At 69.6% G+C, this 14009-nt stretch carries 27 protein-coding genes; 25 read left to right on the forward strand and 2 right to left on the reverse strand.

The annotated features are described in order from the left end of the window. The first annotated feature begins 8 nt into the window (after positions 1-8). The 22 genes from rplC (at position 9) to map (ending at position 11808) form a co-directional block, all read left to right on the forward strand. The gene (rplC, locus tag ACP7BI_RS04185) at positions 9-659 is read left to right on the forward strand and encodes a 50S ribosomal protein L3 (RefSeq protein WP_211446675.1); all 651 of its coding nucleotides are present in this window, start codon (positions 9-11) and stop codon (positions 657-659) included. 2 nt (positions 660-661) lie between these two features. Then, the gene (rplD, locus tag ACP7BI_RS04190; protein WP_425843947.1) at positions 662-1345 is read left to right on the forward strand and encodes a 50S ribosomal protein L4; all 684 of its coding nucleotides are present in this window, start codon (positions 662-664) and stop codon (positions 1343-1345) included. Beyond that, on the forward strand, positions 1342-1638 hold the full coding sequence (rplW, locus tag ACP7BI_RS04195; RefSeq protein ID WP_021010893.1) for a 50S ribosomal protein L23: 297 nt from the start codon (positions 1342-1344) through the stop codon (positions 1636-1638). The genes rplD and rplW overlap by 4 nt, the downstream gene beginning before the upstream one ends. A gap of 19 nt (positions 1639-1657) precedes the next feature. Then, complete coding sequence (gene rplB / locus ACP7BI_RS04200; RefSeq protein WP_021010892.1) at positions 1658-2497, forward strand: 50S ribosomal protein L2; 840 nt, start codon at positions 1658-1660, stop codon at positions 2495-2497. Between the two features lie 12 nt (positions 2498-2509). Then, positions 2510-2791, forward strand: coding sequence for a 30S ribosomal protein S19 (rpsS, locus tag ACP7BI_RS04205; protein ID WP_021010891.1), 282 nt, complete (start codon positions 2510-2512; stop codon positions 2789-2791). Between the two features lie 25 nt (positions 2792-2816). Beyond that, complete coding sequence (gene rplV / locus ACP7BI_RS04210) at positions 2817-3185, forward strand: 50S ribosomal protein L22 (RefSeq protein ID WP_021010890.1); 369 nt, start codon at positions 2817-2819, stop codon at positions 3183-3185. Beyond that, the gene (gene rpsC / locus ACP7BI_RS04215; protein WP_021010889.1) at positions 3185-3919 is read left to right on the forward strand and encodes a 30S ribosomal protein S3; all 735 of its coding nucleotides are present in this window, start codon (positions 3185-3187) and stop codon (positions 3917-3919) included. Before rplV ends, rpsC begins: the two co-directional genes overlap by 1 nt. Positions 3920-3921: 2 nt before the next feature. Further along, positions 3922-4341 carry a 50S ribosomal protein L16 gene (gene rplP, locus ACP7BI_RS04220; RefSeq protein ID WP_211446671.1) on the forward strand — a complete coding sequence of 140 codons (420 nt, stop codon included), beginning with the start codon at positions 3922-3924 and terminating at the stop codon, positions 4339-4341. Next, positions 4341-4658, forward strand: a complete 318-nt coding sequence (gene rpmC, locus ACP7BI_RS04225) for a 50S ribosomal protein L29 (protein ID WP_211446669.1) — start codon at positions 4341-4343, stop codon at positions 4656-4658. The genes rplP and rpmC overlap by 1 nt, the downstream gene beginning before the upstream one ends. Next, complete coding sequence (rpsQ, locus tag ACP7BI_RS04230) at positions 4658-4939, forward strand: 30S ribosomal protein S17 (RefSeq protein ID WP_211446667.1); 282 nt, start codon at positions 4658-4660, stop codon at positions 4937-4939. The genes rpmC and rpsQ overlap by 1 nt, the downstream gene beginning before the upstream one ends. Before the next feature lie 25 nt (positions 4940-4964). Continuing rightward, positions 4965-5333, forward strand: a complete 369-nt coding sequence (rplN, locus tag ACP7BI_RS04235; protein WP_425843948.1) for a 50S ribosomal protein L14 — start codon at positions 4965-4967, stop codon at positions 5331-5333. Between the two features lie 3 nt (positions 5334-5336). Continuing rightward, positions 5337-5708, forward strand: a complete 372-nt coding sequence (gene rplX / locus ACP7BI_RS04240) for a 50S ribosomal protein L24 (RefSeq protein ID WP_211446665.1) — start codon at positions 5337-5339, stop codon at positions 5706-5708. Beyond that, entirely contained in the window at positions 5701-6261 is a 561-nt protein-coding gene (gene rplE, locus ACP7BI_RS04245) for a 50S ribosomal protein L5 (protein ID WP_211446663.1), read from the forward strand. The genes rplX and rplE overlap by 8 nt, the downstream gene beginning before the upstream one ends. Before the next feature lie 81 nt (positions 6262-6342). Then, a complete protein-coding gene (rpsH, locus tag ACP7BI_RS04250) occupies positions 6343-6741 on the forward strand; it encodes a 30S ribosomal protein S8 (protein ID WP_425843950.1) in 399 nt (132 codons plus the stop codon). Positions 6742-6747: 6 nt separating this feature from the next. Continuing rightward, on the forward strand, positions 6748-7284 hold the full coding sequence (gene rplF / locus ACP7BI_RS04255; protein WP_211446660.1) for a 50S ribosomal protein L6: 537 nt from the start codon (positions 6748-6750) through the stop codon (positions 7282-7284). Then, positions 7284-7655, forward strand: coding sequence for a 50S ribosomal protein L18 (gene rplR, locus ACP7BI_RS04260; RefSeq protein ID WP_021010881.1), 372 nt, complete (start codon positions 7284-7286; stop codon positions 7653-7655). The genes rplF and rplR overlap by 1 nt, the downstream gene beginning before the upstream one ends. Then, the gene (rpsE, locus tag ACP7BI_RS04265) at positions 7652-8362 is read left to right on the forward strand and encodes a 30S ribosomal protein S5 (RefSeq protein WP_021010880.1); all 711 of its coding nucleotides are present in this window, start codon (positions 7652-7654) and stop codon (positions 8360-8362) included. The genes rplR and rpsE overlap by 4 nt, the downstream gene beginning before the upstream one ends. Next, positions 8359-8547 (forward strand): 50S ribosomal protein L30, encoded by a 189-nt coding sequence (rpmD, locus tag ACP7BI_RS04270; protein ID WP_021010879.1) that lies wholly within the window; start codon positions 8359-8361, stop codon positions 8545-8547. Before rpsE ends, rpmD begins: the two co-directional genes overlap by 4 nt. After that, positions 8540-9004, forward strand: coding sequence for a 50S ribosomal protein L15 (rplO, locus tag ACP7BI_RS04275; protein WP_425843951.1), 465 nt, complete (start codon positions 8540-8542; stop codon positions 9002-9004). Before rpmD ends, rplO begins: the two co-directional genes overlap by 8 nt. 60 nt (positions 9005-9064) lie before the next feature. Then, positions 9065-10396 carry a preprotein translocase subunit SecY gene (gene secY, locus ACP7BI_RS04280; protein ID WP_208063914.1) on the forward strand — a complete coding sequence of 444 codons (1332 nt, stop codon included), beginning with the start codon at positions 9065-9067 and terminating at the stop codon, positions 10394-10396. After that, a complete protein-coding gene (locus ACP7BI_RS04285; RefSeq protein WP_425843953.1) occupies positions 10397-10978 on the forward strand; it encodes an adenylate kinase in 582 nt (193 codons plus the stop codon). Further along, entirely contained in the window at positions 10978-11808 is an 831-nt protein-coding gene (gene map, locus ACP7BI_RS04290) for a type I methionyl aminopeptidase (protein WP_425843954.1), read from the forward strand. Before ACP7BI_RS04285 ends, map begins: the two co-directional genes overlap by 1 nt. Before the next feature lie 45 nt (positions 11809-11853). Here the strand turns inward: map and ACP7BI_RS04295 are convergent, their stop codons facing one another. Further along, a complete protein-coding gene (locus ACP7BI_RS04295; RefSeq protein ID WP_425843956.1) occupies positions 11854-12273 on the reverse strand; it encodes an ImmA/IrrE family metallo-endopeptidase in 420 nt (139 codons plus the stop codon). Continuing rightward, the gene (locus ACP7BI_RS04300) at positions 12218-12694 is read right to left on the reverse strand and encodes a helix-turn-helix domain-containing protein (RefSeq protein WP_425843957.1); all 477 of its coding nucleotides are present in this window, start codon (positions 12692-12694) and stop codon (positions 12218-12220) included. The genes ACP7BI_RS04295 and ACP7BI_RS04300 overlap by 56 nt, the downstream gene beginning before the upstream one ends. A 156-nt stretch (positions 12695-12850) precedes the next feature. Between ACP7BI_RS04300 and ACP7BI_RS04305 the strand changes: the two genes are divergently transcribed. The 3 genes from ACP7BI_RS04305 (at position 12851) to ACP7BI_RS04315 (ending at position 14003) form a co-directional block, all read left to right on the forward strand. Next, on the forward strand, positions 12851-13054 hold the full coding sequence (locus ACP7BI_RS04305) for a helix-turn-helix domain-containing protein (protein WP_425843959.1): 204 nt from the start codon (positions 12851-12853) through the stop codon (positions 13052-13054). An 80-nt stretch (positions 13055-13134) separates the two neighbouring features. After that, positions 13135-13413, forward strand: a complete 279-nt coding sequence (locus ACP7BI_RS04310) for a hypothetical protein (RefSeq protein ID WP_211446649.1) — start codon at positions 13135-13137, stop codon at positions 13411-13413. Next, entirely contained in the window at positions 13410-14003 is a 594-nt protein-coding gene (locus ACP7BI_RS04315) for a stage II sporulation protein M (protein WP_425843961.1), read from the forward strand. The genes ACP7BI_RS04310 and ACP7BI_RS04315 overlap by 4 nt, the downstream gene beginning before the upstream one ends. The last annotated feature ends 6 nt before the right edge of the window (positions 14004-14009 follow it).

Below are 14009 nucleotides of genomic sequence, written 5' to 3' on the forward strand. Positions count from 1 at the left end.
GGAACGCCATGTCGAAGATCATGACGACGCGGGGCCTGCTCGGCACGAAGCTCGGGATGACCCAGGTGTGGGATGAGCAGAACAAGCTCGTCCCCGTCACGGTGCTCGAGATCACGCCGAACGTGGTCACGCAGATCCGCACGCCCGAGAAGGACGGCTACGCCGCGATCCAGATCGCTGCCGGCCAGATCGACCCGCGCAAGGTCAACCAGCCCGCGGCCGGTCACTTCAACGCCGCCGGCGTCACGCCGCGCCGCCACCTCGCCGAGGTCCGCACGGACAACGCCGGCGAGTACGAGCTCGGCCAGGAGCTGAGCGTCGACCTCTTCGCCCCCGGGCAGAAGATCGACGTCGTCGGCACCTCGAAGGGCAAGGGCTTCGCCGGTGTGATGAAGCGTCACAACTTCGCCGGCGTCTCCGCATCGCACGGTGCGCACCGCAACCACCGCAAGCCGGGCTCCATCGGCGCCTCGGCCACGCCCAGCCGCGTCTTCCGCGGCACGCGCATGGCCGGCCGCATGGGTGGCGCTCGCGTGTCGGTGATGAACCTCACGGTCCACTCGATCGACCTCGAGCAGGGCCTCATGCTCGTCAAGGGCGCCGTCCCCGGCGCTCGCGGCCGACTCGTGTTCGTCCGCAACGCTGTGAAGGGAGCCTGAGCATGACCGCACAGGTCGCCATCGTCAACGCCGAGGGCAAGCAGGCCGGCTCTGTCGAGCTGCCCGCCAGCATCTTCGACGTGCAGACGAACGTTCCGCTGATCCACCAGGTCGTCGTCGCGCAGCTCGCCGCCGCACGCCAGGGCACGCACTCGGTCAAGGGCCGCGGCGAGGTCTCGGGCTCCGGCGCGAAGCCCTTCAAGCAGAAGGGCACCGGCCGCGCGCGCCAGGGCTCGATCCGCATGCCGCAGCACCGCGGCGGTGGCATCGTCCACGGCCCCGTGCCGCGCGACTACGCGCAGCGCACCCCCAAGAAGATGATCGCCGCAGCCCTGCTCGGCGCCCTCTCCGACCGCGCCCGCGGCGGCCGCCTCCACATCGTCGAGGCCTTCGGCGCCGTCGAGACGCCGAGGACGCGCGTCGCCGTCGAGACGCTCAAGGCGCTCGGCGTCGCGAAGAACGTGCTGCTCGTGCTCGACCGCTCGGAGGAGAACGGCTTCCTGTCCGTGCGCAACCTCCCCGAGGTGCACGTGCTCGCATGGGACCAGCTCAACGCCTACGACGTGCTCGTGAGCGACGACATCGTCTTCTCCAAGACCGCCTACGACGCGTTCGTCGCGGCGAAGACCAAGGGCGAGGCGCCTGTCGCCGCGGCCGACGAGGCAGACAAGGACGAGAACCGATGAGCGGCAACAAGGACCCTCGCGACATCATCATCCGACCCGTCGTGTCCGAGAAGAGCTACGCGCTCATCGACATGGGCAGCTACACCTTCGAGGTCGACCCCCGCGCGTCCAAGACCGAGATCAAGCTGGCGATCGAGAAGATCTTCGGCGTCAAGGTCGCCCGCGTGAACACCCTCAACCGCGTCGGCAAGGCGCGCCGCACCCGCTTCGGCATCGGCAAGCGCAAGGACACCAAGCGCGCCATCGTCAAGCTGAAGTCCGGCTCGATCGACATCTTCACGGCTGTCGGCTGAGGACGGAAGGAACAAGAGCATGGCAATCCGCAAGTACAAGCCGACGACCCCCGGTCGTCGTGGCTCCTCCGTCGCCGACTTCGCTGAGATCACCCGGTCGACGCCCGAGAAGTCGCTGCTGCGCCCGCTGCCCAAGACCGGCGGCCGCAACAACACCGGTCGCATCACGACCCGCCACATCGGCGGCGGTCACAAGCGCCAGTACCGCGTCATCGACTTCCGTCGCAACGACAAGGACGGCGTGAACGCCCGCGTCGCGCACATCGAGTACGACCCGAACCGCACGGCGCGCATCGCGCTGCTGCACTTCGAGGACGGCACGAAGCGCTACATCCTGGCCCCGAACAAGCTCTCGCAGGGCGACGTCGTGGAGTCGGGCGCAGGCGCCGACATCAAGCCGGGCAACAACCTGCCGCTGCGCAACATCCCCACGGGCACCGTCGTGCACGCGATCGAGCTCCGCCCCGGTGGCGGCGCGAAGCTCGCGCGCTCGGCCGGCGCCTCGGTGCGCCTCGTCGCCAAGGACGGCCCCTACGCGCAGCTCCGCCTGCCGTCGGGCGAGATCCGCAACGTCGACGCGCGCTGCCGTGCCACGATCGGCGAGGTCGGCAACGCCGAGCAGTCGAACATCAACTGGGGCAAGGCCGGCCGCAACCGCTGGAAGGGCATCCGCCCGACGGTCCGCGGTGTCGCGATGAACCCGGTCGACCACCCGCACGGCGGTGGCGAGGGCAAGACGAGCGGTGGCCGCCACCCCGTCAGCCCCTGGGGCCAGGCCGAGGGCCGCACGCGCCGCCCGAACAAGCCGAGCGACCAGCTCATCGTCCGTCGCCGCCCCACCGGCAAGAAGAAGCGCTAGTAGGAGAGTCCGATGCCCCGCAGCCTCAAGAAGGGTCCGTTCGTCGACGACCACCTCCTCACCAAGGTGGTTCGGCAGAACGAGGCCGGCAGCAAGAACGTCATCAAGACGTGGTCGCGCCGCTCGATGATCGTGCCGGCCATGCTCGGCCACACGATCGCCGTGCACGACGGTCGCAAGCACATCCCGGTCTTCGTCACCGAGACGATGGTCGGCCACAAGCTGGGCGAGTTCGCGCCCACCCGCACCTTCCGCGGTCACGTGAAGGACGACAAGAAGGGCCGTCGCCGCTGACGCGGCGACGGAGAAGGAGAAGGCAATGGTTGAGTCGATCGCTCGCGTTCGTCACATCCGCGTGACCCCTCAGAAGGCCCGCCGCGTCGTCGACATGATCCGCGGCAAGCAGGCCGAAGAGGCCCTCGCGATCCTGAAGTTCGCCCCGCAGGGCGCCTCGGAGCCCGTGTTCAAGCTCGTCGCCTCGGCGATGGCGAACGCCCGGGTCAAGGCGGACCAGGCGAACGAGTACCTCGACGAGCAGGACCTCTACGTGGCCCGCGCGTTCGTCGACGAGGGCACCACGCTCAAGCGGTTCCAGCCGCGTGCACAGGGTCGCGCGTTCCGCATCAACAAGCGGACGAGCCACATCACCGTCGTGCTCGCGACGCCGACCACGGAGGACGAGAAGTAATGGGACAGAAGGTCAACCCGTACGGCTTCCGCCTCGGCATCACCACCGACCACGTGTCGCGCTGGTTCGCCGAGTCGACGAAGCCGGGGCAGCGCTACGCCGACTACGTCGCCGAGGACGTCCGCATCCGCAAGATGCTCAAGACGAGCCTCGACCGCGCCGGCGTCGCCCGCATCGAGATCGAGCGCACCCGTGACCGGGTCCGCGTCGACATCCACACCGCCCGCCCGGGCATCGTGATCGGCCGCCGCGGCGCCGAGGCCGAGCGCATCCGCGCCGACCTCGAGAAGCTCACCGGCAAGCAGATCCAGCTGAACATCCTCGAGGTCAAGAACCCCGAGGCGTCGGCCCAGCTCGTCGCGCAGGGCATCGCCGAGCAGCTCAGCGCTCGCGTGGCGTTCCGCCGCGCGATGCGCAAGGGCCTGCAGTCGGCGCAGCGCGCCGGCGCCAAGGGCGTGAAGATCAAGGTCTCGGGCCGCCTCGGCGGCGCGGAGATGAGCCGCAGCGAGTCGTACCGCGAGGGCCGCGTGCCCCTGCACACGCTCCGGTCGAACATCGACTACGGCTTCTACGAGGCCCGCACGACCTTCGGCCGCATCGGCGTGAAGGTCTGGATCTACAACGGTGAGCTCACCAACCGCGAGCTCGCTCGCGAGCAGGCGAACCAGAAGCCGCAGCGAGAGCGTCGGGGCCCCCGTCGCGACGCGCCGGCCGCAGCAGGAGTCGAGGCGTAATCATGCTCATCCCCCGTCGAGTCAAGCACCGCAAGCAGCACCACCCGAAGCGCTCGGGCCAGGCGACCGGTGGCACGAAGGTCAGCTTCGGCGAGTACGGCATCCAGGCGCTCACGCCTGCGTACGTCACGAACCGGCAGATCGAGTCCGCGCGAATCGCGATGACCCGCCACATCAAGCGTGGCGGCAAGGTGTGGATCAACATCTACCCCGACCGTCCCCTCACGAAGAAGCCCGCCGAGACCCGCATGGGCTCCGGCAAGGGCTCGCCCGAGTGGTGGGTCGCCAACGTCAAGCCGGGTCGCGTCCTCTTCGAGGTCGCCGGTGTCGACGAGCAGCTCGCGCGCGAAGCGCTGACGCGAGCCATCCACAAGCTGCCGCTCAAGGCACGCATCATCAAGCGCGAGGAGGCTGACGCATAATGGCGATCGGTTCCAAGGAGCTCATGCCCGCCGAGCTCGCCACCATGGACGACGAGCGACTCGTCGTCGAGCTGAAGCGAGCCAAGGAGGAGCTGTTCAACCTCCGCTTCCAGTCGGCCACCGGCCAGCTGGACTCGCACGGCCGCCTGCGCGCCGTCAAGCGCGACATCGCGCGGCTGTACACCGTGATCCGCGAGCGCGAGCTCGGCATCAGCGCCTCGCCGGCGCCGGTCGAGAAGGCTGCGGACAAGAAGAAGTCGAAGAAGGCCGACGAGGCCGCGACTTCTGAGAAGGACCAGAAGGCTGAGGACAACTGATGGCTACCGAGCAGAAGGACGAGAGCGTCCAGCGCGGATACCGCAAGTCGCGCATGGGCTACGTCGTCTCCGACAAGATGGAGAAGACGGTCGTCGTCGAGGTCGAGGACCGCGTGAAGCACCCGCTGTACGGCAAGGTCATCCGCAAGTCGTCCAAGGTCAAGGCGCACGACGAGCAGAACGCAGCCGGCATCGGCGACCGCGTCCTGATCGCAGAGACCCGCCCGATGAGCGCGACCAAGCGGTGGCGCATCGTCGAGATCCTCGAGAAGGCCAAGTAGGCCTCGGCCTCGAAGGAGATCCACAATGATCCAGCAGGAATCCCGCATCAAGGTCGCCGACAACACCGGCGCCAAGGAGCTCCTGACCATCCGCGTGCTCGGCGGCTCCGGCCGTCGCTACGCGGGCCTCGGTGACACCATCGTGGCCACGGTCAAGGACGCCATCCCCGGCGGCAACGTCAAGAAGGGCGACGTCGTCAAGGCGGTCGTCGTCCGCACTGTGAAGTCGACGCGCCGCGCCGACGGCTCGTACATCAAGTTCGACGAGAACGCAGCGGTCATCCTGAAGAGCGACGGCGACCCCCGCGGCACCCGCATCTTCGGTCCCGTCGGTCGCGAGCTCCGCGACAAGCGCTTCATGAAGATCGTCTCGCTCGCACCGGAGGTGATCTGACCCATGGCCAGCATCAAGAAGGGCGACCTCGTCGTCGTCATCGCAGGCGCGCGCGAGTCGCGCGGCGGCGACCGGGGCAAGACCGGCCGCGTGATCGAGGTGCTGCGCGAGCAGAACCGCGTGATCGTGGAGGGCGTCAACCTCGTCACCAAGCACATCAAGGTCGGGCAGACCAACCGCGGCACCCGCACGGGCGGCATCGAGACCCACGAGGCCCCGATCCACGTGTCGAACGTCGCGCTCGTCGACCCCGAGACCAAGAAGCCCACCCGCGTGCGCCGCGAGGTCAAGACCGCCGAGAAGAACGGCGTCACGACCACGACGAAGGTCCGCGTCGCGACGAAGTCGGGCAAGGAGATCAAGAGCAATGACTGACACCGCTGTGCGCCTCCCGCGGCTCAAGCAGCAGTACCGCGAGACGATCATCCCGACGCTCCGCGAGGAGTTCGGCTACGCCAACGTCATGCAGGTGCCGGGGCTCACGAAGATCGTCGTGAACACCGGCGTCGGCGAGGCCGCGCGCGACTCGAAGGTGATCGAGGGCGCGATCCGCGACCTCACCCAGATCACCGGGCAGAAGCCGATGGTCACGAGCGCCCGCAAGTCGATCGCGCAGTTCAAGCTGCGCGAGGGCATGCCGATCGGTGCGCACGTCACGCTGCGCGGCGACCGCATGTGGGAGTTCCTCGACCGTCTGCTGACGCTCGCCCTCCCGCGCATCCGCGACTTCCGCGGCCTGAGCCCGAAGCAGTTCGACGGCAACGGCAACTACACCTTCGGCCTCCAGGAGCAGTCGGTGTTCCACGAGATCGACCAGGACAAGATCGACCGCGTCCGCGGCTTCGACATCACCGTCGTCACGACGGCGAAGAACGACGACGAGGGTCGCGCGCTGCTCAAGGCGCTCGGCTTCCCCTTCCAGTCCTGACCCCATCGGCGCCGCCGGCGCCGAGCAGATTCAAGGTCGCTGTCCGCGGAACGGGCAGCGAAACCAGAACGGAGAACATCCATGACGATGACCGATCCGGTCGCCGACATGCTGACGCGTCTGCGCAACGCCAACACGGCGATGCACGACGAGGTCACGCTGCCGTCGTCGACCCTGAAGGCGAACATCGCCGAGATCCTCGAGCGCGAGGGCTACATCACGGGCTGGAAGGTCGAGGACGCACGCGTCGGCAAGACCCTCACGCTCGGCCTGAAGTACGGCCCCAACCGCGAGCGGGCGATCGCCGGCATCAAGCGGGTCTCGAAGCCGGGCCTGCGCGTCTACGCGCGCTCGACCGAGATCCCCCAGGTGCACGGCGGCCTCGGCGTCGCGATCCTGTCCACGAGCTCGGGCATCCTCACGGACCGTGAGGCCGAGCAGAAGGGCGTCGGCGGGGAAGTCCTCGCCTACGTGTGGTGAGCTGACATGTCACGAATCGGACGTCTCCCCATCGACATCCCCGCTGGTGTCGAGGTCACGGTGAACGACGGCGTCGTCACCGTCAAGGGCCCGAAGGGCGAGCTGCAGCTGCAGGTCGCGCAGCCCATCGAGGTCGAGGTCGCCGACGGCCAGGTGCAGGTCACCCGGCCCGACGACGAGCGCGAGTCGCGCTCGCTGCACGGCCTCACCCGCACCCTCATCGCCAACGACATCGTCGGCGTGACCGAGGGCTACTCGAAGTCCCTCGAGGTCGTCGGCACCGGCTACCGCGTGCAGGCCAAGGGCACCGGGGTCGAGTTCGCGCTCGGCTACTCGCACCCGATCAACGTCGACCCGCCCGCCGGGATCACGCTCACGGTCGAGGGCAACAACAAGGTCACCGTCAGCGGCATCTCGAAGCAGGCCGTCGGCGAGGTGGCTGCGAACCTCCGCAAGCTGCGCAAGCCGGAGCCCTACAAGGGCAAGGGCGTGCGGTACGCGGGCGAGCAGATCCGCCGCAAGGCTGGAAAGGCTGGTAAGTGATGGGCATCGGTACCCGAGGCAAGAGCAAGTCGGCTGCCCGCGGTCGTCGTCACGCACGCCTGCGCAAGAAGATCGTCGGCACCCCGCTCGTGCCGCGCCTCGTCGTCACCCGCTCGGCACGCCACGTGTTCGTGCAGGTCGTCGACGACTCGCAGGGCGTCACGGTCGCATCCGCGTCCACGATGGAGGCCGATCTCCGCGCCTTCGACGGCGACAAGACGGCGAAGGCCAAGCGGGTCGGCGAGCTCGTCGCCGAGCGCGCCAAGGCTGCCGGCATCGAGTCGGTCGTCTTCGACCGCGGCGGCAACCGCTACGCCGGCCGAGTCGCGGCGATCGCCGACGGCGCACGAGAGGCAGGGCTGGGACTGTGAGCGAAGAGAACAAGGACACGCAGGTGACGGACACCACGCAGCAGCCTGCTGCTGAGGCCGCGACGACGGCCGACCACCGCGACGAGCCGCGCGAGCAGCGCCGGGGGAGCCGCGACCGCGGCACCCGCAACGAGCGCGGCCGCCGCGACGACCGCACGGAGAACCAGTTCCTCGAGCGCGTCGTCACGATCAACCGCGTCTCGAAGGTCGTCAAGGGCGGCCGCCGCTTCAGCTTCACGGCGCTCGTCGTCGTCGGCGACGGCGACGGTCTCGTGGGCGTCGGCTACGGCAAGGCCCGCGAGGTCCCGACGGCGATCTCGAAGGGCGTCGAGGAGGCGAAGAAGAACTTCTTCCGCGTCCCCCGCATCGGCCGCTCGATCCCGCACCCCGTGCAGGGCGAGGCCGCTGCCGGCGTCGTGCTGCTGCGTCCCGCTGCCGCCGGTACCGGTGTCATCGCGGGTGGCCCCGTGCGCGCCGTGCTCGAGTGCGCCGGCATCCACGACGTCCTGAGCAAGTCGCTCGGCTCGTCGAACTCCATCAACATCGTGCACGCCACCGTGGCGGCGCTGCGGATGCTCGAGGAGCCCCGCGCCGTCGCCGCTCGTCGTGGCCTCGACCTCGACCGCGTGCTGCCCAAGCAGCTCGCGCGCATCCAGGCCGAGTTCACGAAGCACGAGGCCGAGATCGCGAAGGCGGCATCCAAGTGAGCAAGCTGAAGATCACGCAGATCAAGTCCGTGATCAGCGAGAAGCAGTACCAGCGCGAGACGCTCCGCTCGCTGGGCCTCAAGCGCATCGGCCAGTCGGTCGAGCGCGAGGACAACGAGCAGAACCGCGGTTACGTCAACACGGTTCGGCACCTCGTCAAGGTCGAGGAGATCCAGAATGACTGACAAGAACGAGTCGACCGAGCTGCCGTCGCTCAAGGTGCACCACCTCCGGCCCGCGCCGGGCGCGAAGACCGCGCGCACGCGCGTCGGCCGCGGTGAGGCGTCGAAGGGCAAGACGGCCGGTCGAGGCACCAAGGGCTCGAAGGCCCGCTACCAGGTGCGCGCGGGCTTCGAGGGCGGGCAGCTCAACAGCGTCATGCGCGCCCCGAAGCTGCGCGGGTTCAAGAACCCGTTCCGCACCGAGTACCAGGTGGTCAACGTGGGGCAGCTGCAGTCGCTGTACCCGAACGGCGGCGACGTCACGGTCGCCGATCTGGTGGCCAAGGGCGCCGTCCGCAAGAACGAGCTCGTGAAGGTGCTCGCCGGCGGCGAGCTCTCCGTCGCGCTGACGATCGACGTCGACAAGGTGTCGGCGGCGGCCGAGCAGAAGATCGTGGCCGCTGGCGGCTCCGTCAAGTAAGTAGGCTGAGGGGCGGTCCGTGCGCGGACCGCCCCGATTGCCATTTCCGGAAGGCTGCACGTGTTCAGTGCCATCGCACGCATCTTCAAGACGCGCGACCTGCGTCGGAAGATCCTCTTCACGCTCGCGATCGTCGCGATCTTCCGGCTCGGGTCGTTCATCCCCGCGCCGTTCGTCGACTACAGCAACGTGCAGCAGTGCATCGCGGCCAACTCCCAGGCGACCGGGCTCTACCAGCTCGTCAACCTCTTCTCCGGCGGCGCGCTGCTCCAGCTGAGCATCTTCGCGCTGGGCATCATGCCCTACATCACCGCCGCGATCATCGTGCAGCTGCTGCGCGTGGTCATCCCGCACTTCGAGACCCTCTACAAGGAGGGCCAGCAGGGCCAGGCGAAGCTCACCCAGTACACGCGCTACCTCACGATCGCGCTCGGCGTGCTGCAGTCGACGACCCTGATCACCGTCGCCCGCTCCGGCGCCCTCTTCTCGGCCACCGGCGGCCCTTCGCTCCCGCAGTGCCAGAACCTGCTGACGAACGACTCCTGGTGGTCGATCGCGCTCATGATCATCACCATGACCGCCGGCACGGGCCTCATCATGTGGCTCGGCGAGCTCATCACCGAGCGCGGCATCGGCAACGGCATGTCGCTCCTCATCTTCACCTCGATCGCGGCGACCTTCCCCGGCGCCCTCGGCATCATCTTCGAGACGCAGGGCGTCAACACCTTCATCATGGTGCTGCTCGTCGGCGTCCTGATCATGGGCCTCGTCGTCTTCGTCGAGCAGTCCCAGCGCCGCATCCCCGTGCAGTACGCGAAGCGCATGGTCGGCAGGCGCATGTACGGCGGGCAGTCGACCTACATCCCGATCAAGGTCAACATGGCCGGCGTCGTGCCCGTCATCTTCGCCTCGTCGCTGCTGTACCTCCCGGCGCTCGTCGCGCAGTTCAACATGCCGGCCGACGGCACCGCGCCCGCCGACTGGGTGCTGTGGGTGCAGGCGAACTTCACGACCGGCGACCACCCGCTCTACATGCTGGTGTTCTTCCTGCTCATCGTCGGCTTCACGTACTTCTACGTCGCGATCACCTTCAACCCCGAGGATGTCGCCGACAACATGAAGAAGTACGGCGGCTTCATCCCGGGCATCCGCGCGGGCCGCCCGACGGCCGAGTACCTCGACTACGTGCTCACCCGCATCACCTTCCCCGGATCGCTCTACCTCGGGCTCATCGCGCTCATCCCGCTCATCGCCCTCGCGACGGTCGGCGCGAACCAGAACTTCCCGTTCGGCGGGGCATCGATCCTCATCATCGTCGGCGTCGGCCTCGAGACGGTCCGCCAGATCGACGCGCAGCTGCAGCAGCGCCACTACGAAGGGCTCATCCGCTAAATGGCGAACCTCCTCATCGTCGGCCCGCCCGGAGCGGGCAAGGGCACCCAGGCAGCTCGGCTGGCCGCGGCACTGCGCGTGCCCGCGGTCTCGACCGGGGACATCTTCCGTCAGAACATCAAGGACCAGACCGAGCTCGGCAAGCGGGTCACGGCGATCCTCGACGCGGGGGAGTACGTGCCCGACGAGCTCACGAACGAGCTCGTCGACGACCGGCTCGCGCAGCCCGATGCCGAGGGCGGCTACCTGCTCGACGGCTACCCTCGCACGGCGGGGCAGGTCGAGTACCTCGACGGCGTGAACCTGCGCCGCGGTGAGCAGCTCGACGCGGTCGTGCGCCTCGTCGCCGACACCGACGAGGTCGTCCGCCGCCTCACGGCCCGCGCCGCCGAGCAGGGCCGCAGCGACGACACCGAGGAGGTCATCCGCCACCGCCTCGACGTCTACGAGCGCGAGACCGCCCCGCTCATCGCGATCTTCGAGGAGCGCGGCCTCGTCGTCGAGGTCGACGGCATCGGCGCGGTCGACGAGGTGACCGAGCGCATCCTCGCGGGTCTCGCCGCACGCGGCGTCGAGGCCTGATGCGCGGCCGCGGCCCCTACAAGTCGCGCCGCGAGCTCGCCGGCATGCGCGAGCCGGGCCGCATCACCGCGCTCGCGCTCGAGGCGGTCGAGCGCGCGATCGCGCCGGGCGTGACGACGCTCCAGCTCGACGCGATCGCCGAGCGCGTCATCCGCGAGCACGGGGCCGTGCCGAACTTCCAGCTCGAGCCCGGCTACGAGCACACCCTCTGCACGAACGTCAACGACGTCGTCGTGCACGGCATCCCGAACGACACCCCGCTGCAGCCGGGCGACATCGTCACCGTCGACTGCGGCGCCACGATCGACGGCTTCCACGGCGACGCCGCGATCTCGGTCGTGGTGCCCGGCGGCGACCCCGCGGTGACGGATGCGAGGCAGCGGCTGAGCGACGTCACGCACGACGCGCTGTGGGCCGGGATCGCCGCGCTCGCCGGGGCGAAGCAGCTCGGCGAGGTCGGCGTCGCGATCGAGGACCACATCGACGCGCACAGCGACTACGGCATCAGCGAGGACTACATCGGCCACGGCATCGGCCGCGCGATGCACGAGGAGCCGCCGGTCTTCAACTACCGCACGCGCGTCATGGGACCCGCGGTGAAGCCGGGACTGTGCGTCGCGATCGAGCCGATCATCCACGCGAAGGGCACCGCGACGACCGTCGACGCCGACGGCTGGACGGTGCGGAGCGCCGACGGCTCCGACGCGTGCCAGTGGGAGCACTCCGTCGCCGTCCACTCGGGCGGCATCTGGGTGCTCACCGCGCTCGACGGCGGCGCCTCGCGCCTCGCGCCGCTCGGCGTCGAGCCGGCGCCCATCCCCGACCGCTGAGCGCTCCACGGATCGTTCGTGGCTGAGCGCCGCCGGGCGACGCGCTCAAGCGGCGCGCCGACTGCCCAGCTGCTCCCGGTAGCTCTGCACGATGTCGACCGTGACGCCCAGCTCGTCGGCGAGCTCGACGTCGTCGCGCGCCCACCTGCACGCCGCGGCGAGCGCGCCGGGGTCGATGAGCACGCGGGCCGCGAAGCGCTGAGCCGCTCGCTCGTCGGCGCTCGACGAGCCGACGTGCATGAGCAGGGCATGCCCGAGCTCGTGCGCGAGCACCGACCGCTGCTCGACGGGGGTGAGCCCGCGGGCGAGCAGGATGCGCTGCCGCTCGTGGTCGAAGGCGCCGAGGAAGCCCTGCGGCAGTGCTGCGATGTGCACCTCGAGGTGCAGTTGCCCGCACAGCCGCTCGAGGTCACTCAGCGTGGGGCTCGTCCCTTCGAGCGATGCCGCGCCGCGCTGCAAGTCCATGGATGTCGCGCTCCTCGAGTCCGCCGTCGTCGTGGATGGCGGTGACCCTAGAGCCGACCGCTGACACCTCGCCGGCTCGCACGTGCGCGGCGAGCGTCGCGATCGCAGCGTCGGCCGCGAGGTGGCGACGGTCGGCGGGCACGCTCGAAAGCAGCTCCGACATCACCGCGATCCACAGCTCCACCTCCGGATCGCGCGGCTGCGCATCGGTCGCGAGCCCGAGCGCGGCGAACAGCCGTCGCAGGACATCCTCCTGCGGCGCGCCCGCGCCTCGCTCGATGTTGCTCACGGTGGTCCGGTCGACCTCGGCGAGGCTCGCGAGGGTCTGCTGGCTCAGCCCTCGGCGCAAGCGGGCGGGGCGGACGAGCTCGGCGTAGTGGGCGCGCTCGGCGGCGCTCGCGCCGCGAAGGTGGATGGACATCGCTCGACCCCGTTCCTGCTCTCACCGACCATTATCCGCACGAGTGCCGTTGCCCAGGGGCAGTCTTCGACGATCGTTCGACAACCAGCGCAGCTTTTCCACCGGAGCATCGACAGATGGTTGCGCATGTGTCGAAGACCTGGCATGCTTTGCGACATGCCGGTCGAATCTCGCGCGGGGGCGTCACTCGCAGCCCTGCGCGCACATGCGGGCATGTCGCAGCAGGCACTGGCCGATCGCGCCGGCGCGCCGCTCAGCACGGTCGTGGGCGTCGAGCAGGGAGCGATCGAGCCTCCGGCGTCGCTCGTGGCGCGCTTCGCGGCCGCCATCGCGGCCCAGCTGCGCGAGGAGGGCGAGTGACCGCGTCGAGAGCGACGCCCACGAACTCGTGCCGCCCGGCACGGGCACCCGACGAACGGGTGGGACGAAGGAGTCAACTCATGCAGATCGAAACCAGGCGCGGCCGTGCGGCCGTGTGGACGGCGTCGGCGACCGTGACGGTCGTCGGCTTGGCTGCGGCAGGCGTGTCGCTGTCGTGGCTGATGGCCAGCTTCGGGCTGTCTGGCATCGCTGCGGCGCAGGTCGTCGCGGCGATCGAGATCGGCGGGGCGGCGATCGCCGTCGTCGCCGCGCTCTTCTCGGGCGGCCTGCTCGGCGCCGTCATCTCCACGGTCACGTGGTACTTGAAGCGGAAGCTCCGCACGCTGGCCATCCGATGAGGCGCGGCACGGCCGACGCCGCGCTCGAGCGGCCGCAGCTGCAGCTCGCGCTCGCGGTGTCGGCCGTGCTCGCTTGCGGACTCCTCGCCGCGACCGCGGTCTCCACCGCCGCGGCGTCCGCCGGCGTCGCGACCGCGAACGCCGCCTCGGTCGCGCGGGGCTCGATCGACTCGAGCGTGCTCTCGACCGACGGCAGCGCGCTCGGCATCGCTGCGAGCAACCTGGCGGCGCTCGCCCTGCTCGCCGCAGGGGCACCGGTGCTCGGCTCGCTCACGCTCGTGGGCATCGCGCTCATCGGGATCGGCGTCGGCGTCTCCGCTGCCTCGGTCGTCGCCGCGCTCGGGGCGGCGGAGACGCTCGCGCGCATCGCCCCGTACATCGTCTTCGAGGCTGCGGCGGTGCTCCTCGCGGCGATCGCGGGGCTGCTCCCCACCGCGCACGCCGTCACGGCGTGGCTTCGCACAGGCCGGCAGCCCGGTCGCGCGTACGCGGACGGACTCGGCTACGGTCTGCGGCTCACGGCAGCAGCAGCGCTCCTCGTCGTGCTCGGGGCGCTCATCGAATCGATCTGCGTCGCTCGCGGCGCGTGACGGAAG

The organism is Agrococcus sp. TSP3-2-1 (assembly GCF_049897585.1).
Lineage (GTDB): Bacteria > Actinomycetota > Actinomycetes > Actinomycetales > Microbacteriaceae > Agrococcus.

What these genes read in the sequence shown, in the direction of transcription:
- rplE (WP_211446663.1), top strand. Translation starts at nt 5,701, where the DNA reads ATGACTGACACCGCTGTGCGCCTCCCGCGGCTCAAGCAGCAGTACCGC.
- rplC (WP_211446675.1), top strand. Translation starts at nt 9, where the DNA reads ATGTCGAAGATCATGACGACGCGGGGCCTGCTCGGCACGAAGCTCGGG.
- rplV (WP_021010890.1), top strand. Translation starts at nt 2,817, where the DNA reads ATGGTTGAGTCGATCGCTCGCGTTCGTCACATCCGCGTGACCCCTCAG.
- ACP7BI_RS04310 (WP_211446649.1), top strand. Translation starts at nt 13,135, where the DNA reads ATGCAGATCGAAACCAGGCGCGGCCGTGCGGCCGTGTGGACGGCGTCG.
- rplW (WP_021010893.1), top strand. Translation starts at nt 1,342, where the DNA reads ATGAGCGGCAACAAGGACCCTCGCGACATCATCATCCGACCCGTCGTG.
- rpsQ (WP_211446667.1), top strand. Translation starts at nt 4,658, where the DNA reads ATGGCTACCGAGCAGAAGGACGAGAGCGTCCAGCGCGGATACCGCAAG.
- rplF (WP_211446660.1), top strand. Translation starts at nt 6,748, where the DNA reads ATGTCACGAATCGGACGTCTCCCCATCGACATCCCCGCTGGTGTCGAG.
- rplD (WP_425843947.1), top strand. Translation starts at nt 662, where the DNA reads ATGACCGCACAGGTCGCCATCGTCAACGCCGAGGGCAAGCAGGCCGGC.
- rpmC (WP_211446669.1), top strand. Translation starts at nt 4,341, where the DNA reads ATGGCGATCGGTTCCAAGGAGCTCATGCCCGCCGAGCTCGCCACCATG.
- ACP7BI_RS04315 (WP_425843961.1), top strand. Translation starts at nt 13,410, where the DNA reads ATGAGGCGCGGCACGGCCGACGCCGCGCTCGAGCGGCCGCAGCTGCAG.
- ACP7BI_RS04295 (WP_425843956.1), bottom strand. Translation starts at nt 12,273, where the DNA reads ATGGACTTGCAGCGCGGCGCGGCATCGCTCGAAGGGACGAGCCCCACG.
- rplX (WP_211446665.1), top strand. Translation starts at nt 5,337, where the DNA reads ATGGCCAGCATCAAGAAGGGCGACCTCGTCGTCGTCATCGCAGGCGCG.
- ACP7BI_RS04285 (WP_425843953.1), top strand. Translation starts at nt 10,397, where the DNA reads ATGGCGAACCTCCTCATCGTCGGCCCGCCCGGAGCGGGCAAGGGCACC.
- rplN (WP_425843948.1), top strand. Translation starts at nt 4,965, where the DNA reads ATGATCCAGCAGGAATCCCGCATCAAGGTCGCCGACAACACCGGCGCC.
- rplP (WP_211446671.1), top strand. Translation starts at nt 3,922, where the DNA reads ATGCTCATCCCCCGTCGAGTCAAGCACCGCAAGCAGCACCACCCGAAG.
- ACP7BI_RS04305 (WP_425843959.1), top strand. Translation starts at nt 12,851, where the DNA reads ATGCCGGTCGAATCTCGCGCGGGGGCGTCACTCGCAGCCCTGCGCGCA.
- rpsC (WP_021010889.1), top strand. Translation starts at nt 3,185, where the DNA reads ATGGGACAGAAGGTCAACCCGTACGGCTTCCGCCTCGGCATCACCACC.
- ACP7BI_RS04300 (WP_425843957.1), bottom strand. Translation starts at nt 12,694, where the DNA reads ATGTCCATCCACCTTCGCGGCGCGAGCGCCGCCGAGCGCGCCCACTAC.
- map (WP_425843954.1), top strand. Translation starts at nt 10,978, where the DNA reads ATGCGCGGCCGCGGCCCCTACAAGTCGCGCCGCGAGCTCGCCGGCATG.
- rpsH (WP_425843950.1), top strand. Translation starts at nt 6,343, where the DNA reads ATGACGATGACCGATCCGGTCGCCGACATGCTGACGCGTCTGCGCAAC.
- rplB (WP_021010892.1), top strand. Translation starts at nt 1,658, where the DNA reads ATGGCAATCCGCAAGTACAAGCCGACGACCCCCGGTCGTCGTGGCTCC.
- rplO (WP_425843951.1), top strand. Translation starts at nt 8,540, where the DNA reads ATGACTGACAAGAACGAGTCGACCGAGCTGCCGTCGCTCAAGGTGCAC.
- rplR (WP_021010881.1), top strand. Translation starts at nt 7,284, where the DNA reads ATGGGCATCGGTACCCGAGGCAAGAGCAAGTCGGCTGCCCGCGGTCGT.
- rpsS (WP_021010891.1), top strand. Translation starts at nt 2,510, where the DNA reads ATGCCCCGCAGCCTCAAGAAGGGTCCGTTCGTCGACGACCACCTCCTC.